The following is a 21,198-nucleotide window of genomic DNA, read 5'->3' on the forward strand; positions in this document are numbered from 1 at the left end:
TCGGCGGTAACCTGGCGCCCATGATGCTCGGCGAGGTTGCCGAACTGTGGCGCTACCCGGTGAAGTCGCTGGGCGGCGAACGCGTCGACAGTGTCGGTATCGGACCGCGTGGAGTTTTCGGCGATCGGCTCTGGGCGGTTCGCGACCTGGAGCGCGACGTGACCGCCTCGGCGCGCCGCATCCCCGCGCTGCTGAACGCCACCGCACGCTATGCCGCGCCGCTGCCGCCGGATGCGGGTCCGGGCAAGGTGCCTGATGTGGTGATCACCTTCCCGGACGGAAGTGAGCTGTCCAGCAGCGACGACGCGGTGAACGCGAAGCTGTCGGAGTTGGCCGGCCGTGACATGCGGCTGACCGCACTGCCGCCGGTCGAGGACACCAGCCTGCACCGATTGAGCAAGCACGAGCGCGACAACGCGTCGATCGCCTCGCTGCGCACCGATTTCGGGGTCGGTGACGGAGAGAGGTTTCCCGATGTCTCGATGTTCCGGATGGCCGACCTGGCGACTCTCGCCCGGTACTCGACTCCACCGGGGATGTTCGTCGACCTGGCGCCGGTCCACGTGCTGAGCATCACGAGTCTGGCGACAGTCGGTGCAGAGGTCGAGGGGGATGCGCTCGACGTGCGCCGGTTTCGGCCGAATGTGCTTCTCGCATTACATGAACCGGACGACGGCTTACCCGAAGCGCAGTGGACCGGCGGCCATCTCACCGTGGGCGGCGCGGTGCTCGAGGTGACGATGCCGACCATCCGCTGCGTCGTCCCGAGCCGTGCACAACCGGGCCTCGAGGTCGACCGCCGCATCACCAAGGCCGTCGCCGAACGGGCGCAGCGATGCCTGGGCAGCTACTGCTGGGTGGATACCCCGGGCACCGTGCGCGTGGGTGACGTGGTGGATCTCCGTGCCGCGGCAGCACCCAAACGCGCCCTCACCGACGCGGTCAGGCGAGCGAAGCGGTTCACCTTCAGCCTGGCCACCTCGGCTGCGGACCGCTTCAGCCGCTAGATCTTTCGCGCGCTCGCGGTGGCGCGGTCGAGCTCCCAGTATGCGCGCAGGGCGACGAGCTTGCCCTCGTCGTTGACGCGGTAGGTGAACACGCCCTCGGCGGTTACCTCGTAACCGGCGGACCGGATCACGATCGAGCCGACGTTTGCTTCCTCATCACCGCATTGGAACGTCTCGGCGAAGTTGAACTGCAGTTCGCTGGGCGCTATCGCGGTGTCGTAGAACTTGGCGATCGCTTCCTTGCCACGGTGACCCTTGCCCTCCGGGTCGAAGTGCGATGGTCCGATCGGATCCTCGACGATCGCATCGTCGGCGAAGTTGTCCAGCCAGGCCTGCTTGTCGTGGGCGATCGCCGCCTCCCGGGATCGCTTACCCGCCAGGTGAACCGGTGCGTCGGGGTTGGTGACGCTCACTTCTGCCAACCCGAGTGGATGTAGGTCTCGGCGAAACGCTTCATCGAGTCGAGCTTGGCTTGCAGCGGTGCGTCGAAGCCCAGTCCCTCGAACACCCACGGCATCACGATGTTGTCGGTGACACCGGATTCGGCAAGTTCGCGGTGGCCGTCGACGCCGAACTTGTCGATGCAGACGGCCTGGAACTCGAATGGGTCGTCGGCGCGGCCGTATTCGGCGAGCAGTGCCTTCAGCTTGGCGATCGTCTCGGCCAACTGTTCACCGGTCATCATCGCGCTGGTCCACCCGTCACCGACGCGTGCCGCGCGCCTGAGCGCGACGTCGGTGTGGCCGCCGACGTAGAACGGGACCGGTTCGGTGGGCGCCGGACTCATCTGCAGCTTGTCGAAGTCGTAGAACTCACCGTGGAACTCGACCATGCCGCCGGCGAGCACGAGCTTGATCACCTCGATCATCTCGTCGACGCGCTTGCCGCGCTTGGCGTACGGCTGGCCACACCATTCGAATTCCTCTGGTGCCCAGCCGATTCCGACGCCGAAGCCGAACCGGTTGTTGGTCAGGTTGGCCACCGAGCCGACCTGACGCGCCAGCAGCAGCGGGTTGCGCGAGCCCAACTTCATCACGTTGGTGTAGAAGCGCAGCGTCGACGTCACCGCACCCATCGCGCCGGCGGCGATCAGCGGGTCCACCCAGGGAGTGTTCTCGTCCCACATCCGGGAGCCGTCCGGGGTGTACGGATAGTCCGCCGACTGCTTCTCCATGTAGAAGATGGAGTCGGGCAACGCGATCGAGGTGAAGCCGACTTCCTCCGCGGTCCTGGCGATGTCGATGAGGTGGTCGATCTGACACATCGGCACCGCGCAGGTGTACTGCATGTCGGTCATCGGTGCTCGGGCTTGTCGCTGGCGACCACCCACATCGAGTAGTACTGCGAGCCGCCGCCATACGCGTGGCCCAGCGCCTTGCGTGCGTTGGGCACCTGGTGTTCACCGGCCTTACCCATCACCTGGATCGCCGCCTCGGCGAACCGGATCATGCCGGACGCCCCGATCGGATTGCTCGACAGCACGCCCCCCGACGGGTTGAGCGGGATGCGACCACCGATCGCCGTCTCACCGGCCTCGGTCAGCTTCCAGCCCTCACCCTCCGGCGCGAAGCCGAGGTTCTCCAGCCACATCGGCTCGAACCACGAGAACGGCACGTAGACCTCGGCGGCATCGATCTCGTCGATGGGACTCTTGATTCCGGCGGCCTTCCACAACGCCGCGGCGGCGTCGCGGCCGGCCTGCGGGTTGACCTGGTCGCGACCCGCATAGGCCAGCGGTTCGGTCCGCAGCGCGGTGGCGTGAATCCAGGCGACCGGATTGCCTTCCTGGACACGGCGATCCGCAATCTCTTCGTTGCCGATCACCAGCGCGCAGGCGCCGTCGGACGACGGGCATGTCTCGTCGAACCGGATGGGGTCCCACAGCATCTGGGACGACATCACCTTCTCCAGCGTGATGTCGGGCTGATGCAGATGGGCCAACGGGTTCTTGGCGCCGTTGAGCCGGTCCTTGACCGCCACCATCGCACCGATGTGGTCGGGCGCCCCGGAACGGCGGATGTAGGCACGCACATGCGGGGCGAAGTAGCCGCCGGCGCCGGCGCCGACCGGCTTGGTGAACGGCACCGGAATGCTCAACGCCCACATGGCGTTCGACTCGGACTGCTTCTCCCATGCCATGGCCAGCACCCGCCGGTACTTACCGGACTGCACCAGGCTGGCGGCCACCACCGCGGTCGATCCGCCGACCGAACCGGCGGTGTGCACGCGGATCAACGGCTTGTTCGTCGCGCCCACGGCATCGGCCATGAACAGTTCGGGCATCATCACGCCCTCGAAGAAGTCGGGCGCCTTTCCGACCACCACCGCGTCGATGTCGTCCATCGTCGCGCCCGAGTCGGCCAGCGCCTTGTCGATGGCCTCTCGTACCAAACCGTTCATCGAGACGTCCTGGCGCTTGGCGACGTACTTCGTCTGCCCGGTACCCAGGACCGCAGCGAGATTCTTCGACATCAGGCGTGTCCTTCCAGAACGGCCACCAGGTTCTGTTGCAGCGCAGGCCCGCTCGTCGCGTGCGCCAGGACACGCTGCGCCGAACCGTTGAAGATGTGTTGCGCGGCGAACCCGATGCGCTCGAGGCCCGCCGAGAACATCGGGTTGGCGGACAACGCACCGCCCGAAGGGTTCACCTTCGTCGACGAGGGCAGCCCGATCGCCTCCGTGAGGATCAGGTGCTGGTGGGTGAACGGTGCGTAGATCTCGGCCACGTCGATGGATCCCGTGTCGCCGCCGGTGGCCGCCTGGGCGGACGCCGCCGTCGACGGCGACGTGGTCAGATCGCGGGCGCCCAGTATCGGCGTCTCGATGCGATGTTCGATCCCGGTGATCCACGCCGGGTTCTCACGGAGCTCACGCGCCCGGTCGCCGGCGGCGAGCACGATCGCCGAGGCTCCGTCGGTGATCGGCGCGATGTCGTGGCGGCGCAACGGATCTGCGAAGTACGGCCGCTCGAGGAGTTCGGAGATCGCCTTCGCCTCGTCTGAGGCAGTCGGAGCCTTCTCGCTGTCGGTGCGGCCGGCGGCCGTCATCGAGTCCAGTGCCACCTGAGCCATCTGCTCGGCGGTCCACTTGCCGGCGTCGAGCCCGAAGCGGGCCTGCAGGCCCGCCATCGACACCGCGTCCGGCCACAGCGGGGCGACGGTGTAGGGATCGGTCTGCAGCGCCAGCACGCGGCGCAGCACACCCGCACTGGACTTGCCGAAACCGTACACCAGCGCGGTGTCCACCTCGCCGGTGAGGATCTTGATGTAGGCCTCGTACAGCGCCCACGCCGCGTCCATCTCGACATGCGACTCGTTGATCGGCGGCACCGCGCCGATCGAGTCGATCGCGGAGATGAACGAGAACGCCCGGCCCGCAAGGTAATCCGAGGATCCCGAGCACCAGAAGCCGATGTCGGTCTGCTTCAGGCCGAGCTCGTCGGAGAGCTGATGGAAACACGGCATCAGCATCTCGACGCCGTTGGTGGTCCCGTCGGTGCGGCGCACGTGCGGTGCGTGCGCGAACCCGACGACTGCTACATCTCTTGAATCGGTCACGTCCAGCCCTTTACAGGTGGTGCTTGTAGGAGTCGTAGTCGGCGTCGGGCTCACCAGTCGGCCGGAAGTGGTCGATGTTGTCGATGCCCAAACCCCACTCTTCGCGCGGTTTCCAGACCGCTTCGACGCGCATGCCCATGCGGACTTCGCTTGCCTCGATCTCGGTCACCAGATGCAGGAAGGGGATGTCGGCGCCGTCGAGCAGAACGTAGGCAGCCACATAGGGCGGCTTGATGCGTTGTCCTGCAAAGGGAATGTTGATGACGGCGAACGTCGTGACGGTGCCCTTGTCCGGCAACTCGATGAACTCGTCGAGCTCCAGGCCCGTGGCCGGATCGGCCTCCTTGGGCGGGAAGTACACCTTGCCGGGCTTGCCGTCACGGCCGCTCTTGGTTCGCGCCCCGAGCAGCTTGCCCTCCTCTAGGGCGCGCAGGAAGGTGCTCTCGGGCAGGGACGCGGTGTGCTGGATCTCGATCGACGACGGCGTCACCTGGACGGTGACCGGGTCGCGGTCGTCGGGCTGACCCTCCGGTTCGGCGTCCTCGCCTAGTGCGAAGTAGGCGATGTCGGTGATGGCTCCGACCGGCTCGTCCACCCAGTGCGCGTGCACCCGCGCGCCGGTGCTGATGGAGTCTGCGGAACCCGCGTCGACCGCGTGCAGCAGCGGCGTGTCGGCGCCGTCCAGCTTGATCAGCGCCCACGCGAACGGACGGTCCAGAGGCTGACCCTCGAGGGGGGCCGGCTGCCACGTCCACGACACCACGGTGCCGACAGCGGACACCGGTACGATTTCCGTCAATCGCTCGTAGGTCACGGGATCGAACTCGGCCGGCGGCACGTGCACCCGCCCATCCGAACCGCGCACTCCGACGATGCGTCGCTCGCGCAGGGCGGTGAAGAACTGGGACAGGAGTGGTCCGACTGAACGGGTGTAGTCGAATGAGAGCTTCAGCGGCGCTGAAAGCGGCGGCTCATGCGGATCGATCTGCACCGGGCTGCTTTGGCTGGTGGTCACGGCATCGAGTAGAACAGGTTCTAACAATGGTTTCAAGACACCGTTATGAGGTCTGCCGATGAAGCTCGGACTGCAGTTGGGGTATTGGGGCGCGCAACCCCCCGAGAATCACGCCGAACTGGTCGCCGCCGCCGAGCAGGCCGGCTTCGACACGGTGTTCACCGCCGAAGCCTGGGGCTCGGACGCCTACACGCCGCTGGCGTGGTGGGGCCGCGAGACCACGCGGATGCGGCTGGGCACGTCGGTGATCCAGCTGTCGGCGCGCACCCCCACCGCGTGCGCGATGGCGGCGTTGACACTCGACCATCTCTCCGGGGGTCGGCACATCCTCGGGCTCGGGGTGTCCGGACCGCAGGTCGTGGAGGGTTGGTACGGCCAGAAGTTCCCCAAGCCGCTGGCCCGCACCCGTGAGTACATCGACATCCTGCGCCAGGTGTGGGCGCGGCAGGCGCCGGTGCGCAGCGACGGTCCGCACTATCCGCTGCCGTTGGCCGGGGAGGGCACCACGGGTCTGGGCAAGAACCTCAAACCGATCACTCATCCGCTGCGCGCCGACATCCCGGTGATGCTCGGCGCCGAAGGGCCGAAGAACGTCGCGCTGGCCGCCGAGATCTGCGACGGATGGCTGCCGATCTTCTACTCGCCGCGCATCGCCGACATGTACAACGAGTGGCTTGACGAGGGCTTCGCCCGTCCCGGCGCGCGCCGCAGCCGCTCCGACTTCGAGATCTGCGCGACGGCTCAGGTGGTCGTCACCGACGACCGCGCCGAGATCATGGAGCTGATGAAGCCGCATCTGGCGCTGTACATGGGCGGCATGGGCGCCGAGGACACCAACTTCCACGCCGACGTCTACCGCCGGATGGGTTATGCGGAAGTCGTCGAGGACGTGACCAAGCTGTTCCGCTCGGACCGCAAAGACGAAGCCGCGAAGATCATTCCGGACGAGTTGGTCGACGACTCGGCGATCGTCGGCGACCTCGGTTATGTGCAGGAACAGATCAAGGCGTGGGAGGCCGCAGGCGTCACGATGATGGTCGTCGGGGCGCGTTCGCCCGAGCAGATCAGGGATCTCGCCGCGCTGGTCTGACCCCGGGCGGCGAGCCGCCGATCCAGCCTGAGTAGACACTTCCTTGATTGTTGTCTACTCGACGTTCTAGATTGACGCGATGACGTCGCACCACACCATCGCCGGCACGGTGCTCACCATGCCGGTACGGGTTCGCACCGCCACCCAACACACCGCGATGTTCGCTGTCGACGCCGACGCCACGCAGCGGATGATCGACTACAGCGGCCTACAGGTCTACCGTCCGCTACCGGGCCGTGCGATCGTGACGCTGATAATGACCCATTTCGTCGACAGCGATCTCGGCGCGTATCACGAGTACAGCACCTGTGTGAGCGTGAATCCGCCTGGCTCGAAGCCCGGTCTGCGGTCTCTGCAAACGGCGTTCGTCCACCACATGTTCGTCGACCAGTCCTTCACCTTGGAGGCCGGCCGGACGATCTGGGGGTTTCCGAAAGTCATGGCGGACTACGACATCCGCGATGGCCGGCAGTTCGGTTTCGATGCACGTATCGACGGTCGCCTGGTGATCGGAATGGAATTCTCTCCCGGCGTGAAGCTTCCGGCGGCGGCGTCGCGGCAGCAGGAGTTGTCCTCGTACTCGTGTCTCGACGGCATTCGGCGCGAGAGCCGGTTCGAGATGGTGCCCGCGGGCGTACGGATGCGACCGGGCGGGGCGCGAGTCTGGCTGGGCGATCACCCGTTCGCGAAAGAACTTGTCGCGCTTGGTCTACCGAAACGTGCGCTGGTTTCGAATTCTTCTGAAAACGTTGCTATGACGTTCGGCGACGCCAGGGAGGCTTGACGATGACGATGACGAAACCCGATGTCGACCTGACCGACGGCGCCTTCTACGCCGGCGATTCGCGGTCGGTCTACAAGTGGATGCGCGAGAACGAACCGGTGTTCCGCGACCGCAACGGATTGGCGGCGGCCGCAACGTATGCCGCCGTCATCGAGGCGGAGCGCAACCCGGAGCTGTTCTCCAACGCCGGTGGCATCCGACCCGACCAGCCGGGCGTCGAGATGATGATCGAGATGGACGATCCGCAGCATCTGCTGCGGCGCAAGCTCGTCAACTCCGGCTTCACACGTAAGCGGGTCAAAGACCTCGAGGGCTCGATCGAGAACCTGTGCGACACGCTGATCGACAACGTGTGTGAGCGCGGTGAATGCGACTTCGTCTGGGACATCGCGGCGCCGCTGCCGATGGCCGTCATCGGCGACATGCTCGGGGTCCGTCCCGAGGAGCGCGAGATGTTCCTGAAGTGGTCCGACGACCTGGTGGGTGCCCTCAGCAGCACCGCGGACCCGGAGGAATTCCAGGTCACGATGGACGCGTTCGCGGCCTACAGCGAGTACATGATGGGCATGATCGCGGCCCGCAAGGATGAGCCGACCGACGATCTGGTCAGCGTGCTGGTGCACGCCGAGGTCGAGGGCAGCAAGCTCGAAGACCATCAGATCGTCACCGAGGTGCTGCTGCTGTTGATCGGCGGCGACGAGACGACTCGGCACACCCTGTCCGGCGGCACCCGGCAGTTGCTGTTGCACCCCGATCAGCATCGGCGCCTCGCGGCTGATCTGTCGTTGCTACCCAACGCGATCGAGGAGATGCTGCGCTGGACGGCACCGGTGAAGAACATGGCGCGGACGATCACCGCCGACACCGAGTTCCACGGCACGGCCCTCAAAGAGGGCGAGAAGATGATCCTGCTGTTCGAGTCGGCCAACTTCGACGAGAAGGTGTTCGACGATCCCGAGTCGTTCGATATCGAGCGCTATCCGAACAACCACCTGGCGTTCGGCTTTGGCACGCATTTCTGCCTGGGCAACCAGCTCGCGCGGCTCGAGCTGTCAATCATGCAGACCAAACTGCTCCAGCGGCTGCCCGATCTGCAGTTGGCCTCCGGAGACGAGTTGCCGTTGCGGCCCGCCAATTTCGTGAGCGGTCTGGAGAAGATGCCGGTGGTGTTCACGCCGACGGCGAAGGTGCTCTAGTGCGCCGATTGTGAAACGAGCGACGGAAATCGGACCGAAACCGTCGCAGGTTTCACAACCGAGCCAGGGCGCGGGGCGACTTCGCGGGCCTACTTCATCTGAAAGTTCGGGGCCCGCTTCTCCTTGAACGCCCGCGGACCCTCCTTGGCGTCCTCGCTCAGGAACACCGGGATGCCGTTGGCGGTGTCGGGCTTGAACGCCTCGTTCTCGTGCATGCCCTCGGTCTCGCGGATGGTCTTCAGGATCGCCTGCACGGCCAGCGGTCCGTTGTTGTTGATCACCTCGGCGATCTCCAGCGCCTTGTCCAGCGCCGTTCCATCGGGCACCACGTAGCCGATCAGCCCGTACTCCTTGGCCTCGGCGGCGGTGATGTGCCGTCCGGTCAACAGCAGATCGCACGCGATGGTGTACGGGATCTGCCGCACGAGGCGCACCGCCGAGCCGCCCATCGGATACAGGCTCCACTTCGCTTCGGAGATTCCGAACTTGGCGCTCTCGCCGGCGATGCGGATGTCGGTGCCCTGCAGGATCTCCGTACCCCCGGCGATGGCCGGACCCTCGACGGCGGCGATCAGCGGTTTGGTCAGCCGGCGGCCCTTCAGCAGCGCGTCGATGCGCGACGGGTCATAGCTTCCGTCCTTGAACGAGTCGCCCGGCGGCTTGGCCGTCGCGGCCTTGAGGTCCATCCCCGCGCAGAAGTAGCCGCCGGCGCCGGTGAGGATGCAGGTGCGGATCTCGGGATCGTTGTCGACGCGGTCCCAGGCGTCCACCATGATCGAGAGCATCTCGGTCGAGAGCGCATTGCGCGCCTCGGGCCGGTTCAGCGTCAGGATCAGGGTGTGTCCGCGCTGCTCAATGAGGGCGTCGGGGCCCTTCTGGGGATCACTCACTAGGGTTCGCCTTCCAGCGTCGATGCCACAGACTTGTCTGGAAATGTAACACGTTCTAGTTTAGGTCTCGTGGCCCTGAACATCGCTGATCTTGCCGAGCACGCCATCGACGCCGTGCCAGACCGTGTCGCCCTCATCTGCGGCGACGACCAGCTCACCTACGCCCAGTTGGAGGAGCAGGCCAACCGGTTGGCCCACTACCTCATCGATCAGGGTGTCAAGAAGGACGACAAGGTCGGCCTCTACTGCCGCAACCGCAACGAGATCGTCGTCGCGATGCTGGGCATCGTCAAAGCCGGCGCGATCCTGGTCAATGTCAACTTCCGCTACGTCGAGGGCGAGCTGAAGTACCTCTTCGAGAACTCAGACATGGTTGCCCTGGTGCACGAGCGCCGCTACGCCGACCGCGTCGCGAACGTGCTGCCCGAGACCCCGGCCGTGAAGACCGTTCTGGTGGTCGAGGACGGCAGTGACGACGACTTCGAGCGCTACGGCGGCGTCGAGTTCTACTCCGCTCTCGAACAGGCCTCGCCCGAGCGCGATTTCGGACCGCGCAGCCCCGACGACATCTACCTGCTCTACACCGGTGGCACCACCGGTTTCCCCAAGGGCGTGATGTGGCGCCACGAGGACATCTACCGGGTGCTCTTCGGCGGCACCGACTTCGCCACCGGTGAGTTCGTCAAGGACGAGTACGACCTGGCGAAGGCCGCGGCGGAGAACCCGCCGATGGTCCGCTATCCGATCCCGCCGATGATCCACGGCGCCACCCAGTCTGCCACCTGGATGTCGCTGTTCTCCGGTCAGACCACCGTCTTGGCACCGGAATTCGATGCCGACGAGGTCTGGCAGACCATCGAGAAGCACAAGGTGAACCTGTTGTTCTTCACCGGCGACGCGATGGGCCGCCCCTTGCTCGATGCGCTGGTGAAACTGCACGAGTCCGGTCGCGAGCCCGATCTCTCCAACCTGTTCCTGCTGGCGAGCACCGCCGCCCTGTTCTCCACCAGCATCAAGGAAAAGTTCCTCGAACTGCTGCCCAACCGGGTGATCACCGATTCGATCGGGTCCTCGGAGACCGGCTTCGGCGGCACCAGCATCGTGGCCAAGGGGCAGTCGCACACCGGCGGCCCGCGGGTGACGATCGACCACCGCACCGTTGTTCTCGACGAGGACGGCAACGAGGTCAAGCCCGGATCGGGTGTGCGCGGGCTGATCGCGAAGAAGGGCAACATCCCGGTCGGCTACTACAAGGACGAGAAGAAGACGGCCGAAACGTTCAAGACGTTCAACGGAATTCGCTACGCCATCCCCGGTGACTACGCCGAGGTCGAGGCCGACGGCACCGTCACGATGCTCGGCCGCGGCTCGCAGTCGATCAACAGCGGCGGCGAGAAGATCTACCCCGAAGAGGTCGAGGCCGCGCTCAAGGGGCATCCCGACGTGTTCGACGCGCTCGTGGTCGGGGTGCCCGACGAGCGCTACGGTCAGTGCGTGGCGGCGGTCGTGCACCGGCGTCCGGGCACCAACCCGACGCTGGCCGAGCTCGACACGTTCGTGCGCCGCGAGATCGCCGGTTACAAAGTGCCGCGCAAGGTTTGGTGGGTCGACGAGATCCACCGGACCCCGGCGGGCAAGCCGGACTACCGGTGGGCCAAGGACACCACCGAGGAGCGGCCGGCCGACGATGTGCACGCCAACCACGTGGGGTCGGCGTCGTGACGGGAATGCGCACTGAGCTCTGCGACCGGTTCGGCATCGAGTACCCGATCTTCGTGTTCACGCCGTCGGAGAAGGTCGCCGCGGCGGTCAGCAAGGCCGGCGGCCTCGGCGTGCTGGGCTGCGTGCGGTTCAACTCGGCCGACGATCTCGAAGATGTGCTGTGCTGGATGGACGAGAACACCGACGGCAAGCCCTACGGCGTCGACGTGGTGATGCCCGCCAAGGTGCCCCAGGAGGGCACGGCGGTCGACATCGACAAGCTGATCCCGCAGAGCCATCGCGACTTCGTCGACAAGACGCTCGCCGATCTCGGGGTTCCGCCGCTGCCGGAGGACGGGGCGCGCAACGAGGGTGTGCTCGGGTGGCTGCACAGCGTGGCGCGCTCGCATGTCGAGGTCGCGCTCAAGCATCCGATCAAGCTGATCGCCAACGCGCTCGGTTCACCACCGAAGGACGTCATCGACCAGGTGCACGCCGCGGGAGTTCCGGTCGCCGCGCTGGCCGGCAGCGCCAAACACGCTCAGCGCCATGTGGACAACGGCGTCGACATCGTGGTCGCGCAGGGCCACGAGGCCGGCGGGCACACCGGTGAGATCGGCTCGATGGTGCTGTGGCCGGAAATCGTTGACGCCCTTGACGGGAAGGCGCCGGTGTTGGCGGCCGGCGGTATCGGCTCCGGCCGGCAGGTCGCCGCCGCGTTGGCCCTCGGTGCGCAGGGAGTGTGGATGGGTTCGGCGTTCCTAACGTCGGCCGAGTACGACCTCGGGCACCGCAAGCCCGGCGGCGTCTCGACGATCCAGGAGGGGTTGCTGCGGGCGACGTCGGCCGACACCGTGCGCCGGCGGATCTACACCGGTAAGCCCGCTCGTCTGCTGAAGACCAAATGGACCGACGCGTGGGACGCGCCCGACGCGCCGGAGCCGTTGCCGATGCCGCTGCAGAACATCCTGGTCAGCGAGGCGCATCAGCGTATGAACGAGTCGGACAACCCCGACACCGTCGCGATGCCGGTGGGTCAGATCGTGGGGCGGATGAACGAGATCCGCCCGGTCGCCGACATCATCGCCGAGTTGGTGGCCGGTTTCGAGGAGGCCACGCGCCGCCTCGACGGCATCCGCGGCGACTAGTCAGCTGTCACTCCCCGAGCTCAGCGCTTGACGCCACGCAGGCGCGCCCGCACTACCTCGCGGTTGACGGCCGCCACCGCTGTCAGCGGGATGCTCTCGGGACACACCATGGAGCATTCGCCATAGCTGGAGCACGGTCCGAAGTCCTGCTCCATCTGCGCCACCACATCGCGCGCGCGGCGGCTACGTTCCTGACGACCGCGGGTGACGGTGGCCAAGTGCAGCAACTTGGCCCCGGCGTACAGGTGCGCGGACCCGTTCGGGCAGGCCGCCACACAGGCGCCGCATCCGATGCACGCCGCGAAATCCAGCGCGTACTCGGCCTCATCGTGTGGCAGTGGTTCGGCGTCGGCGTCGCCCGCGGTGCCGGCGTCTACGGCGACCGATCCGCCCGCAGCGATCATCCGGTCCAGTGCCGAACGATCCACCACCAAGTCGCGCACCACCGGAAAGGCCGCCGACCGGAACGGTTCGAACCGAATCCGCGCGCCGTCGGCGAACAAACGCACATGCTGGCGACACGAAGGCGTGTTCGGCAGAGGGCCGTGCGGGCGGCCGTCGACGGTGATTCCACATGACCCGCACACCCCTTCGCGGCAGTCCGAGTCGAAGGCGACCGGCTCTCGGCCCTCGGCGACCAGCGCGTCGTTGAGGCGATCCAGCAGTTCCAGCAGCGACATCTCCGGCGTGGCGTCGTCGACGGTGTAGTCCTCGTATCGTCCCGGCGCCGCGGAGTCGGCTTGCCGCCAGATCTGCAACGTCAGCCTCATACATAGTCCCTGGGTTGTAGCGGAACGGCAGTGAAGGTCAGCGCTTCGTGGTGGCGAATTTGCGGCCCGTCGGCGCGGTGCTCCCAAGCCGAGACGAAGCACCAGTTGGCGTCGTCGCGTTGCGCTTCGCCGTCTGCTGTCTGGTGCTCGACGCGGAAGTGCGCGCCACAGGACTCGTCCCGATCCAGCGCGTCGATGCACATCAGCCGGGCCAGACCGAGGAAATCGGCCACCCGGCCGGCCTTTTCGAGTTCCTGGTTTAACTGCGCGCCGGTGCCCGCCACCCGCAGGTCGGACCAGAACGCCGCGGTCAGCTCGTCGATGGCGGCGATGGTGTCGGCCAGCCCCTTCGCAGATCGGGAGACGCCGCACCCGGTGTAGAGCAGGTCACCGAGCCGGCGGTGGAACCGGTCGGGCCCCTGGCTGCCGCCGATCGACAGCAGCTCCTCGACCCGCCGCGTCACATCGGTCAGCGTGCTCACCACCGCGGGATGGTCGGCGGCCAGCGGCGCGGTGCCCAGCATGCCGGCGAGATAGTTCGGTATCGAATACGGCAGCGTGAACCAGCCGTCGACGCACGCCGACAGCAGCGAGTTGGCGCCGAGCCGGTTGGCGCCGTGGTAGCCCCATCCCGCCTCGCCGGCGACGAAAAGCCCTGGGATGGAGGTCATCTGGTCAAAATCACTCCACAGCCCACCCATCGAGAAATGGGCACCGGGCGCGATCCGCATTGGTACTTGGTACGGGTCCTCGCCGGTGACGTCGTGATACATCGAGAACAGATTGCCGTAGCGCTCGGCGATCTTTTCGGGGCCCAGTCGGCTCAGCGCGTCCCGAAAATCAAGGTAGACGCTGTTTTTCAGCGGCCCCACCCCGCGCCCGGACTCGATCTGGGTGCGGGCAGCGCGCGACGAGACGTCGCGCGGAGACAGGTTCCCGTACGCCGGATACATGCGCTCGAGGTAGTAGTCGCGCTCGTTCTCGGGGATGTCATTGGGGTGCCGGTCGTCGCCGTTTCGCTTCGGCACCCAGATTCGGCCGTCGTTTCTCAGCGATTCGCTCATCAGGATTGTCTTGGACTGCCACTCCGAGTTCACCGGTAACGCGGTCGGGTGGAATTGGATGAACGCCGGCGACGCGAACAACGCACCCCGCATGTGCGCGCGCCAGGTCGCCGTGGCGTTGGAGTTGTGTGCCAGCGTGGACCTGAAGAACACGTTGCCGTAGCCGCCCGTCGCGAGCACCACCGCGTGGCCGGTGGTGGCTCGCACTTCACCGGTCACCAGGTCGCGGGTGACGATGCCGCACGCGCGACCGTCGGCAACGATCACGTCGAGCATTTCGGTACGGATGTGCAGGTTCACCGTGCCGGCTTGCACCTGGCGAAACAACGCCTGGCTGGACGCGATCTGCAATTGCTGGCCGGTCTGGCCGCGGGTGTAGTACGTGCGCGAGACCTGGACCCCGCCGAACGACCGGGTGGCCAGGCTGCCGCCGTATTCGCGGGCGAAGGGCGCCCCGATCGCGTTCATATGGTCGATGACGCGTGCGGACTCGTGTGCGAGTCGGTAGCAGTCCGCCTCCCGGCAGCGGAAGTCTGCGCCCTTGACGGTGTCCTTGACGAACCGGTCGATGCTGTCGTTGTCGACCTTACGTGCCCGGGCAGCGTTGATGCCGCCCTGGGCGGCGACACTGTGCGCCCGCCGTGGCGCATCGTGGAACGTGAAACACTCGACGTGATAACCCAACTCACCCAGCGCGGCCGCACAGCCGGCGCCCGCCAATCCGGTGCCGACCACGATCACGGTGAATTTGCGCCGATTCAGCGGACTCACCAGCCGGTAGTCCAAGGTGCGGCGTTGCCAGGCTTCGGCCGGATCACCGGCGGGGACGCCGCCCACGATCGGATCGCCGGCCGCTCGTAGGGATGCCAGGAAGTCCGGTGTCATGACAGCAGCCCGGTCCACACCGCGATCGGGATGGTCATGTTGCCGACCATCACCGTCAGTGCGAGCGAACCTCCTATCGCCACACCCACTTGGCGTGCGCGTTGTCCGGTGACTCCGAGATCGTTGACCAGCGTCCACAATCCGTGCGCCATATGGGCGCCGAGCGCCGCCATGGCCAACAGGTAGAACGCCGCGACACCGGGCCGCTCGAAGCTGGCGATGAGGTTGTCGTAGGCGTGGCTGGTGGTCACGGTGGTGCCGGTGAACGACGAACTCGCGAACGGCCGAGTGCCAGTAGTCAGGTCCATGATGTGGAATACGACGAACCCCAGCAGCGCCAGCCCGGTGACCAGCATCGTGCGCGCGGTGAATGACCGCAGACCGAGCCCGGTGCGCCGGAACCGGCCCCGGGCCCGATGGGCACGGCGCGTGAGCAGGACCGCGGCCCCGACATGGGCGATCAGACAAGCCGACAGCACGACACGAAAGATCCACAATGCACCCTCGTACGGCAACAGCGGTTCGAGCAGAGTGCGCAGCCAGTGTGCGTAGGCATCGAAGTGCTCGGCGCCCGTGTAGACCTTGAGATTCCCGATCATATGGACGAGGACGTACGCCGCGAACACGATTCCGGTGACGGCCATGACGAGCTTGAGCGTCACCGAGGACGGCTGAACCCGCCAGTCCCAGTGCGGACGGGCAACAGTGGGACCGCGTGGTACTTCATGGCCGCTATCAGCGGCGTCGACCGCCTCAGCCGTATCTCTCATCGCACGCACGCCACGTCATTGTCGTCGTCGTACATCGTCAGGATGCCAGCACCCCGGCGATGTGGTACGGGCCGTCTGCCTTGTCGTCGGTGCTCACCATCCCGTTCCTCAGTGCAAGCTCTGCGCCCATCTCCGCGCTGCGGTGCGGACCGGTCTATCACGCTACGGTAACGCCGGCGCGTAGCCATCGCCGATCGGCGCCACTAGTGCTGGAACGGGTACACCGGATCGGCGCATTTTGTGCCCTCGGCCGCCAGCTGCCGCTTGATGACCTTGAACGTCTCGGTGCGCGGCAACGCCGTGCTGATCCGCACGTACGACGGCCACTGCTTCGGCCCGAGATCGGGCTGCGCGGACAGGAATTCGCGGAACGCATCCGGATCGAACGTCGCGCCTTCGGTGAGGGTCAGCGCGGCCATCACCTGGTCGCCCACGTCGGGCGCGGGTATCCCGTAGACCGCTACCTCCACGACGTCGGGGTGGCGCAGCAGCACCCGCTCGATCGGCGCCGCACCGAGGTTCTCGCCGTCCACGCGCATCCAGTCGCCGAGCCTGCCCGCGAAGTACGCGAAGCCGTTCTCGTCCCGGTATGCGAGGTCGCCACTGTGGTACACGCCGCCGCGCATTCGCTCGGCGTCGGCTTCGGGGTCGTTGTAGTAACCCTCGAAACGCCCTGCGTCCGAGGTGTTCACCAGCTCGCCGGTCACACCGGGCGGGCACGGTTGGCCGGTGTCGACGTCGAGGATCTCGGTCCCCGGCGGCAGCGGGCCCAGCGAGCCGGGCGGGGTGTCTGGTGTGCGGGCGATCGCGATCCCGCCCTCGGTCGAACCGAACCCGTCCATCACCACCGTGCCGAAACGCTTCGCGAACCGCTCGACGTCGGCAGGCGCACCCTCGTTGCCGTACACCGCCCGCAGCGGATTGTCCGCGTCGTCGGGAAGCTCCGGTGTGGCAAGGACATACGACAGCGGCTTACCGACGTAGTTGGCATACGTCGCGCCGAAGCGGCGGACGTCGGGCAGGAACTGCGACGCGGAGAACTTGCGACGCAACGCCAACGAGCTCTGCGAGGCCAGCGCCACCGCCCAGCCGACCAGCACCGCGTTCGAGTGGAACAGGGGCATCGACACGTAGCAGACGTCGTCGGGTCCCAGGTCGAAGCGCTGCGTCATCGTCACACCCGCCACCGCAACCTTGCCGTGGCTGCACTTGACGGCCTTCGGGTCACCGCTGGTGCCCGACGTGTAGATCAGCATGAACAGGTCCGCGGGATCGGCACCGCGCACCGTTACGGGCTCGTCGGCGAAGGCCGCCACCTCGTCCGCCCATTCGGGTGAGTCGACATCGATGTGGTCGATACCGTCGATCACGTCGCGTGATCCCGAATCAGCAAGCACCAGTTGACAATCGGCATGGGTGATGTCACGCTGCAGCGCTGCACCCCGCCGGACGGGGTTGAGACCGACCGGCACGATGCCGGTCAGCCCCGCCGCAGCCAATACCGCCGAGAAGAACGGCGTGTTCTGCAGTAGCACCCCAACGTGAGGGGGCCGGTCGGGATCGAGGCGTGCCCGCAGCGCGGCGGCGACGGCCGCGGCGTACCGCAGGTGGTCGCGCCAGGTGGTGACCGTGTCCTCGAAGAGCACTCCGCGATCGTCGACGTCGATCAGCGGCGCCAACAGTTCGGCGACCGTGGGCAGCCTGTTCACCTCACGCGGGCGTATCGGCCAGCTCCCGGCCGATGCGCAGCAGTTGCCCCGTCGCGCCGCCGACCGCGAACTCGGTCTGCTTGGCCGCCAGGAAATACCGGTGCACGGGGTGGTCGATGTCGATCCCGACGCCGCCGTGGACGTGCACCGTGGTGTGCGCGACGCGGTGGCCGGCGTCGGCGGCCCAGAACGCCGCGGTGTTGACGTCGACGTCTGCGGGGAGATCTTCCGAGAGTCGCCAGGCCGCCTGCGTCAGGGTCAACCGCAGCGCCTTGACATCGATGTAGCCGTCAGCCAGCCGTGACGACACCGCCTGGAAACTGCCGATCGGCCGGTCGAACTGCTCGCGTTCGCGGGCGTACTCCGCGGTGAGCTCCAAGGCGCGTTCGAGGACACCGAGCTGAAACGCGCTGCGGCCCAGCGTCACCCGGGTGGTCAGCCACGCGGCGACATCAGCATCGCCGACCGCGCGGCCGGCATCGACCTGGGTGCCCCGCAACTCGAGATGTGCGACGCTGCCGTGACCGGTGGTGCTCAACGACTCGACCGTCACACCGGGGTCCGTCGCCGCGACCAGGAAAACGTTGACGCCCGAATCCGTTTCGGCCGGGATCAGGAATGCGTCGGCCACGGGGCCGTACGGCACCTGCGTGCGCGACCCGGTGAGCCGGTAGCCGCCGTCGCTCGACTGAGCCTGCACCGGCCCCTGACCCATCTCGCCGTCGAGGGCGACGGTGAGCATCTTGTCACCCTTGACGGCGGGCTCCGCCCACTCCTGCTGCAGTGCCTCCGGGGCGAACTTGGCCAGCGCGCCGGCACCCAGCACGACCGACTCGAGGTAGGGCACCGCGGACAACTGCCTGCCGAGTGCGACCAGGATGGCCACCTGTTCGAGCACCCCGAATCCGCCACCGCCCACCGACTCAGGAGCGGCGGCCGACAGCACGTCGGCCTCGATCAGCTTGCCCCACAGCGTTTTGTCGAACCGTTGCTCGAGGCCGTCCAGTTCGCGCTGGCGCTCGGGGGTCACGACCGAGTCGACGATCGTGCGGACCAATCCGCCGAGATCCTCCGACGCTTCGGTTGTCTTGAAGTCCATGGCGGGGTCCTATCGGTTCACTCGGGGCAGGCCGAGCGCGACCATGCCGATGATGTCGCGCTGAATCTCGTTGGTGCCGCCGCCGAACGTCAGGATCAGGCAGCTGCGGTGCATCCGTTCGATCCGCCCGCGCAACAGGGCCCCCGGCGTGCCGGAGCGCAGCGTGGCCGCGGTGCCCAGCACCTCCATCAGCAGGCGGTAGGCCTCGGTGGCCAGTTCGGTGCCGTACACCTTGGCCGCGGACGCGTCCGCGGGTGAGGGGGCGGCGTCGTCGGCGGACGCCAGTTCCCAGTTGATCAGCTTGAGCACCTCGGCCTTGGCGTGCACCCGGGCCAGGTTGAGCTGCACCCATTCGGAGTCGATCAACCGGTTGCCGTGCACGTCCTTGGTGTTCTGCGCCCACTCACGAACCCCGTTGAGCGCCACGAAGATCGGCTGAGCAGACACCAGTGCGACGCGCTCGTGGTTGAGCTGGTTGGTCACCAGCTTCCAGCCGGCGTTCTCCTCACCGACCAGGTTGGTCACCGGCACCCGCACGTCCTGGTAATAGGTGGCGCTGGTGTCGACGCCCGCCATGGTGTGCACGGGCGTCCACGAGAACCCCTCGGCCGTGGTGGGAACGATCAGCATCGAGATCCCGCGGTGCTTCTTGGCCTCGGGATTGGTGCGCGCGGCCAGCCACACGTAATCGGCATAGGCGATCAGGCTGGTCCACATCTTCTGGCCGTTGATCACGTAGTCGTCGCCGTCGCGAACCGCGGTGGTGCGCAGCGACGCCAGGTCTGTGCCCGCGCCGGGCTCGGAGTAGCCGATCGAGAAGTGCAGGTCCCCGGCTGCGATCTTGGGCAGGAAGAACTTCTTCTGCTCGTCGCTGCCGAAGTGCATGATCGTCGGCGCAACGCTGTTGATCGTCAGGAACGGCACCGGCACGTTGGCTATCGCGGCCTCGTCGTTGAAGATCAACCCGTCGATGGGAGGGCGCTCCTGGCCGCCGAACTCCTTGGGCCAGGACAGCGTCAGCCAGCCGTCCTTGCCCATCTGCGCGACGGTTTCGCGGTAGACGTTGCCGCGTCCCATCTCGCCGTCGTTGGAGGCCAGCGCCTCGGCGCGCTCGGCGGTCATCAGCTTGGTGAAGTAGGAGCGCAGCTCGCGGCGCAGCTCTTCCTGCTCTGGGGTGTAGCCGATCCGCATCGCCTTGTCCTAACTTCTCTAGAGGCACGAAGTGGCATACCGGGAGCCAGCCCCGATTCCCTCCCGGTTGTAACACGTTCTAGTCTTGGGGTCCAGGCCGGTGCCACACTGGGCTCGGAGCAGCTTTGACCGCGAGGAGGTTGTGATGAGGGTGGAAGTGGACCGGGACCGGTGCGAGGGCAACGCCGTGTGCGTGGGAATCGCGCCCGACCTGTTCGATCTCGATGACGATGATTACGCGGTGGTCAAGCTCGATCCGGTGCCCGCCGACCAGGAGGATCTGGCCGAGCAGTCCATCGCGGAGTGCCCGAGAGCCGCGCTGCTCCGGCGAGACTAGAGGTATTCATAAATTGACGACGCCCGCGGGCATCCGTGCGGGTACCACCCATACCGAAGGAGAGGGGGAGAGTGGCATGAGTACAGACCCCAACGACCTGTCCGGCCGCGTGGCGGTGGTAACCGGCGCGGCGGCAGGGCTGGGACGCGCGGAGGCCATCGGCCTGGCCCGGGCCGGGGCCACCATCGTCGTGAACGACATCGCCGCCGCGCTCGACAAGTCCGACGTGCTCGACGAGATCTCCGCCGCGGGCGCCAAGGGCGTCGCGGTGGCGGGCGACATCAGCGAGCGCTCGACCGCCGACGAACTGGTCGAAACGGCCGACGGACTCGGGGGCCTGGGCATCGTCGTCAACAACGCCGGCATCACCCGCGACCGCATGCTGTTCAACATGTCCGACGAGGACTGGGATGCGGTGATCGCCGTGCACCTTCGCGGGCACTTCCTGCTGACCCGCAACGCCGCCACGTACTGGCGCGCGAAAGCGAAGGACAACAACGGCCAGGTCTACGGCCGGGTCATCAACACCTCGTCGGAAGCCGGGCTGGTGGGGCCGGTCGGGCAGGCCAACTATGGCGCCGCCAAGGCCGGCATCACCGCGTTGACGTTGTCGATGGCCCGAGCCCTGGAACGCTACGGTGTGCGGGCCAACGCCATCGCGCCCCGTGCCCGCACCGCGATGACCGCGGACGTGTTCGGCGAAGCACCGGAGTTGAGCGAAGGCCAGATCGACCCGTTGTCGCCCGACCACGTCGTGAACCTGGTGCGCTTCCTGGCTTCCCCGGCGGCCGAAGGGGTCAACGGTCAGCTCTTCATCGTCTACGGTCCAACGGTGACCCTGGTGGCAGCGCCGACGGTCGAGGCACAATTCAGCACCGATGCCGATGCCTGGGACCCCGGCAAGCTGTCCGAAACCCTTCAGGAGTACTTTGCTGGCCGCGATCCGCAGAGGAGTTTCTCGGCCTCCGCGCTGATGAGTTAGCAA

Annotated in this window: 20 protein-coding genes; 8 read left to right on the forward strand and 12 right to left on the reverse strand. The window is 66.8% G+C overall.

The genetic code is table 11. From position 1 onward, the window contains the following. Window positions 1–20 precede the first annotated feature (20 nt). Window positions 21–1,007 carry an MOSC domain-containing protein gene (locus AU198_RS10110; RefSeq protein WP_197416076.1) on the forward strand — a complete coding sequence of 329 codons (987 nt, stop codon included), beginning with the start codon at window positions 21–23 and terminating at the stop codon, window positions 1,005–1,007. Here AU198_RS10110 and AU198_RS10115 read toward each other — a convergent pair. Genes AU198_RS10115 through AU198_RS10135 form a run of 5 tightly spaced genes read right to left on the reverse strand, consistent with a single transcriptional unit; the run spans window position 1,004 to window position 5,579 of the window. Then, window positions 1,004–1,420, reverse strand: a complete 417-nt coding sequence (locus AU198_RS10115; RefSeq protein ID WP_064347966.1) for a nuclear transport factor 2 family protein — start codon at window positions 1,418–1,420, stop codon at window positions 1,004–1,006. The genes AU198_RS10110 and AU198_RS10115 overlap by 4 nt on opposite strands. After that, entirely contained in the window at window positions 1,417–2,304 is an 888-nt protein-coding gene (locus AU198_RS10120) for a TIGR03619 family F420-dependent LLM class oxidoreductase (protein WP_502689276.1), read from the reverse strand. The genes AU198_RS10115 and AU198_RS10120 overlap by 4 nt, the downstream gene beginning before the upstream one ends. Further along, window positions 2,301–3,479 carry a thiolase family protein gene (locus AU198_RS10125; protein WP_064347967.1) on the reverse strand — a complete coding sequence of 393 codons (1,179 nt, stop codon included), beginning with the start codon at window positions 3,477–3,479 and terminating at the stop codon, window positions 2,301–2,303. Before AU198_RS10125 ends, AU198_RS10120 begins: the two co-directional genes overlap by 4 nt. Next, the gene (locus AU198_RS10130) at window positions 3,479–4,564 is read right to left on the reverse strand and encodes a thiolase family protein (RefSeq protein ID WP_064347968.1); all 1,086 of its coding nucleotides are present in this window, start codon (window positions 4,562–4,564) and stop codon (window positions 3,479–3,481) included. Before AU198_RS10130 ends, AU198_RS10125 begins: the two co-directional genes overlap by 1 nt. Before the next feature lie 10 nt (window positions 4,565–4,574). Further along, a complete protein-coding gene (locus tag AU198_RS10135; RefSeq protein WP_064347969.1) occupies window positions 4,575–5,579 on the reverse strand; it encodes a Zn-ribbon domain-containing OB-fold protein in 1,005 nt (334 codons plus the stop codon). Between the two features lie 58 nt (window positions 5,580–5,637). On the opposite strand from AU198_RS10135, the gene AU198_RS10140 reads away from it, so the two are divergent. The 3 genes from AU198_RS10140 to AU198_RS10150 all read left to right on the forward strand — a co-directional run bounded on the left by AU198_RS10140 (window position 5,638) and on the right by AU198_RS10150 (window position 8,649). After that, window positions 5,638–6,669: an LLM class F420-dependent oxidoreductase gene (locus tag AU198_RS10140; protein ID WP_064347970.1), complete on the forward strand. Its 1,032-nt coding sequence runs from the start codon at window positions 5,638–5,640 to the stop codon at window positions 6,667–6,669. A gap of 79 nt (window positions 6,670–6,748) precedes the next feature. Next, the gene (locus tag AU198_RS10145; RefSeq protein WP_064347971.1) at window positions 6,749–7,453 is read left to right on the forward strand and encodes an acetoacetate decarboxylase family protein; all 705 of its coding nucleotides are present in this window, start codon (window positions 6,749–6,751) and stop codon (window positions 7,451–7,453) included. A 2-nt stretch (window positions 7,454–7,455) separates the two neighbouring features. After that, window positions 7,456–8,649 carry a cytochrome P450 gene (locus tag AU198_RS10150; RefSeq protein WP_082690950.1) on the forward strand — a complete coding sequence of 398 codons (1,194 nt, stop codon included), beginning with the start codon at window positions 7,456–7,458 and terminating at the stop codon, window positions 8,647–8,649. A gap of 89 nt (window positions 8,650–8,738) precedes the next feature. Here the strand turns inward: AU198_RS10150 and AU198_RS10155 are convergent, their stop codons facing one another. After that, complete coding sequence (locus tag AU198_RS10155) at window positions 8,739–9,539, reverse strand: crotonase/enoyl-CoA hydratase family protein (RefSeq protein ID WP_064347973.1); 801 nt, start codon at window positions 9,537–9,539, stop codon at window positions 8,739–8,741. 69 nt (window positions 9,540–9,608) lie between these two features. On the opposite strand from AU198_RS10155, the gene AU198_RS10160 reads away from it, so the two are divergent. Then, entirely contained in the window at window positions 9,609–11,261 is a 1,653-nt protein-coding gene (locus AU198_RS10160; RefSeq protein WP_064347974.1) for an acyl-CoA synthetase, read from the forward strand. Window positions 11,262–11,266: 5 nt separating this feature from the next. Then, the gene (locus tag AU198_RS10165) at window positions 11,267–12,388 is read left to right on the forward strand and encodes an NAD(P)H-dependent flavin oxidoreductase (RefSeq protein WP_064347975.1); all 1,122 of its coding nucleotides are present in this window, start codon (window positions 11,267–11,269) and stop codon (window positions 12,386–12,388) included. Between the two features lie 20 nt (window positions 12,389–12,408). Here AU198_RS10165 and AU198_RS10170 read toward each other — a convergent pair whose 3' ends face one another. From AU198_RS10170 to AU198_RS10195, 6 genes are all read right to left on the reverse strand, one after another. After that, window positions 12,409–13,158, reverse strand: coding sequence for a succinate dehydrogenase/fumarate reductase iron-sulfur subunit (locus AU198_RS10170; RefSeq protein WP_064347976.1), 750 nt, complete (start codon window positions 13,156–13,158; stop codon window positions 12,409–12,411). After that, window positions 13,155–15,107: a fumarate reductase/succinate dehydrogenase flavoprotein subunit gene (locus AU198_RS10175; RefSeq protein ID WP_064347977.1), complete on the reverse strand. Its 1,953-nt coding sequence runs from the start codon at window positions 15,105–15,107 to the stop codon at window positions 13,155–13,157. Before AU198_RS10175 ends, AU198_RS10170 begins: the two co-directional genes overlap by 4 nt. Continuing rightward, window positions 15,104–15,877 (reverse strand): succinate dehydrogenase cytochrome b subunit, encoded by a 774-nt coding sequence (locus AU198_RS10180; RefSeq protein ID WP_064347978.1) that lies wholly within the window; start codon window positions 15,875–15,877, stop codon window positions 15,104–15,106. The genes AU198_RS10175 and AU198_RS10180 overlap by 4 nt, the downstream gene beginning before the upstream one ends. Window positions 15,878–16,080: 203 nt before the next feature. Then, entirely contained in the window at window positions 16,081–17,586 is a 1,506-nt protein-coding gene (gene fadD17, locus AU198_RS10185) for a long-chain-fatty-acid--CoA ligase FadD17 (protein ID WP_064347979.1), read from the reverse strand. Window position 17,587: 1 nt separating this feature from the next. Then, window positions 17,588–18,685, reverse strand: a complete 1,098-nt coding sequence (locus AU198_RS10190; protein ID WP_064347980.1) for an acyl-CoA dehydrogenase family protein — start codon at window positions 18,683–18,685, stop codon at window positions 17,588–17,590. A 9-nt stretch (window positions 18,686–18,694) separates the two neighbouring features. Next, window positions 18,695–19,876 (reverse strand): acyl-CoA dehydrogenase family protein, encoded by a 1,182-nt coding sequence (locus tag AU198_RS10195; protein ID WP_064347981.1) that lies wholly within the window; start codon window positions 19,874–19,876, stop codon window positions 18,695–18,697. A gap of 145 nt (window positions 19,877–20,021) precedes the next feature. On the opposite strand from AU198_RS10195, the gene AU198_RS10200 reads away from it, so the two are divergent. Beyond that, on the forward strand, window positions 20,022–20,213 hold the full coding sequence (locus AU198_RS10200; RefSeq protein WP_064347982.1) for a ferredoxin: 192 nt from the start codon (window positions 20,022–20,024) through the stop codon (window positions 20,211–20,213). A gap of 76 nt (window positions 20,214–20,289) precedes the next feature. Beyond that, window positions 20,290–21,195: a 3-oxoacyl-ACP reductase gene (locus AU198_RS10205; protein WP_064347983.1), complete on the forward strand. Its 906-nt coding sequence runs from the start codon at window positions 20,290–20,292 to the stop codon at window positions 21,193–21,195. The last annotated feature ends 3 nt before the right edge of the window (window positions 21,196–21,198 follow it).

The sequence above is a fragment of the Mycobacterium sp. GA-1199 genome, from assembly GCF_001500045.1.
Classification (GTDB): Bacteria; Actinomycetota; Actinomycetes; order Mycobacteriales; family Mycobacteriaceae; genus Mycobacterium.

What these genes read in the sequence shown, in the direction of transcription:
- AU198_RS10205 (WP_064347983.1), top strand. Translation starts at nt 20,290, where the DNA reads ATGAGTACAGACCCCAACGACCTGTCCGGCCGCGTGGCGGTGGTAACC.
- AU198_RS10175 (WP_064347977.1), bottom strand. Translation starts at nt 15,107, where the DNA reads ATGACACCGGACTTCCTGGCATCCCTACGAGCGGCCGGCGATCCGATC.
- AU198_RS10140 (WP_064347970.1), top strand. Translation starts at nt 5,638, where the DNA reads ATGAAGCTCGGACTGCAGTTGGGGTATTGGGGCGCGCAACCCCCCGAG.
- AU198_RS10190 (WP_064347980.1), bottom strand. Translation starts at nt 18,685, where the DNA reads ATGGACTTCAAGACAACCGAAGCGTCGGAGGATCTCGGCGGATTGGTC.
- AU198_RS10145 (WP_064347971.1), top strand. Translation starts at nt 6,749, where the DNA reads ATGACGTCGCACCACACCATCGCCGGCACGGTGCTCACCATGCCGGTA.
- AU198_RS10125 (WP_064347967.1), bottom strand. Translation starts at nt 3,479, where the DNA reads ATGTCGAAGAATCTCGCTGCGGTCCTGGGTACCGGGCAGACGAAGTAC.
- AU198_RS10165 (WP_064347975.1), top strand. Translation starts at nt 11,267, where the DNA reads ATGCGCACTGAGCTCTGCGACCGGTTCGGCATCGAGTACCCGATCTTC.
- AU198_RS10200 (WP_064347982.1), top strand. Translation starts at nt 20,022, where the DNA reads ATGAGGGTGGAAGTGGACCGGGACCGGTGCGAGGGCAACGCCGTGTGC.
- AU198_RS10120 (WP_502689276.1), bottom strand. Translation starts at nt 2,304, where the DNA reads ATGACCGACATGCAGTACACCTGCGCGGTGCCGATGTGTCAGATCGAC.
- AU198_RS10110 (WP_197416076.1), top strand. Translation starts at nt 21, where the DNA reads ATGATGCTCGGCGAGGTTGCCGAACTGTGGCGCTACCCGGTGAAGTCG.
- AU198_RS10150 (WP_082690950.1), top strand. Translation starts at nt 7,456, where the DNA reads ATGACGATGACGAAACCCGATGTCGACCTGACCGACGGCGCCTTCTAC.
- AU198_RS10180 (WP_064347978.1), bottom strand. Translation starts at nt 15,877, where the DNA reads ATGAGAGATACGGCTGAGGCGGTCGACGCCGCTGATAGCGGCCATGAA.
- AU198_RS10170 (WP_064347976.1), bottom strand. Translation starts at nt 13,158, where the DNA reads ATGAGGCTGACGTTGCAGATCTGGCGGCAAGCCGACTCCGCGGCGCCG.
- AU198_RS10195 (WP_064347981.1), bottom strand. Translation starts at nt 19,876, where the DNA reads ATGCGGATCGGCTACACCCCAGAGCAGGAAGAGCTGCGCCGCGAGCTG.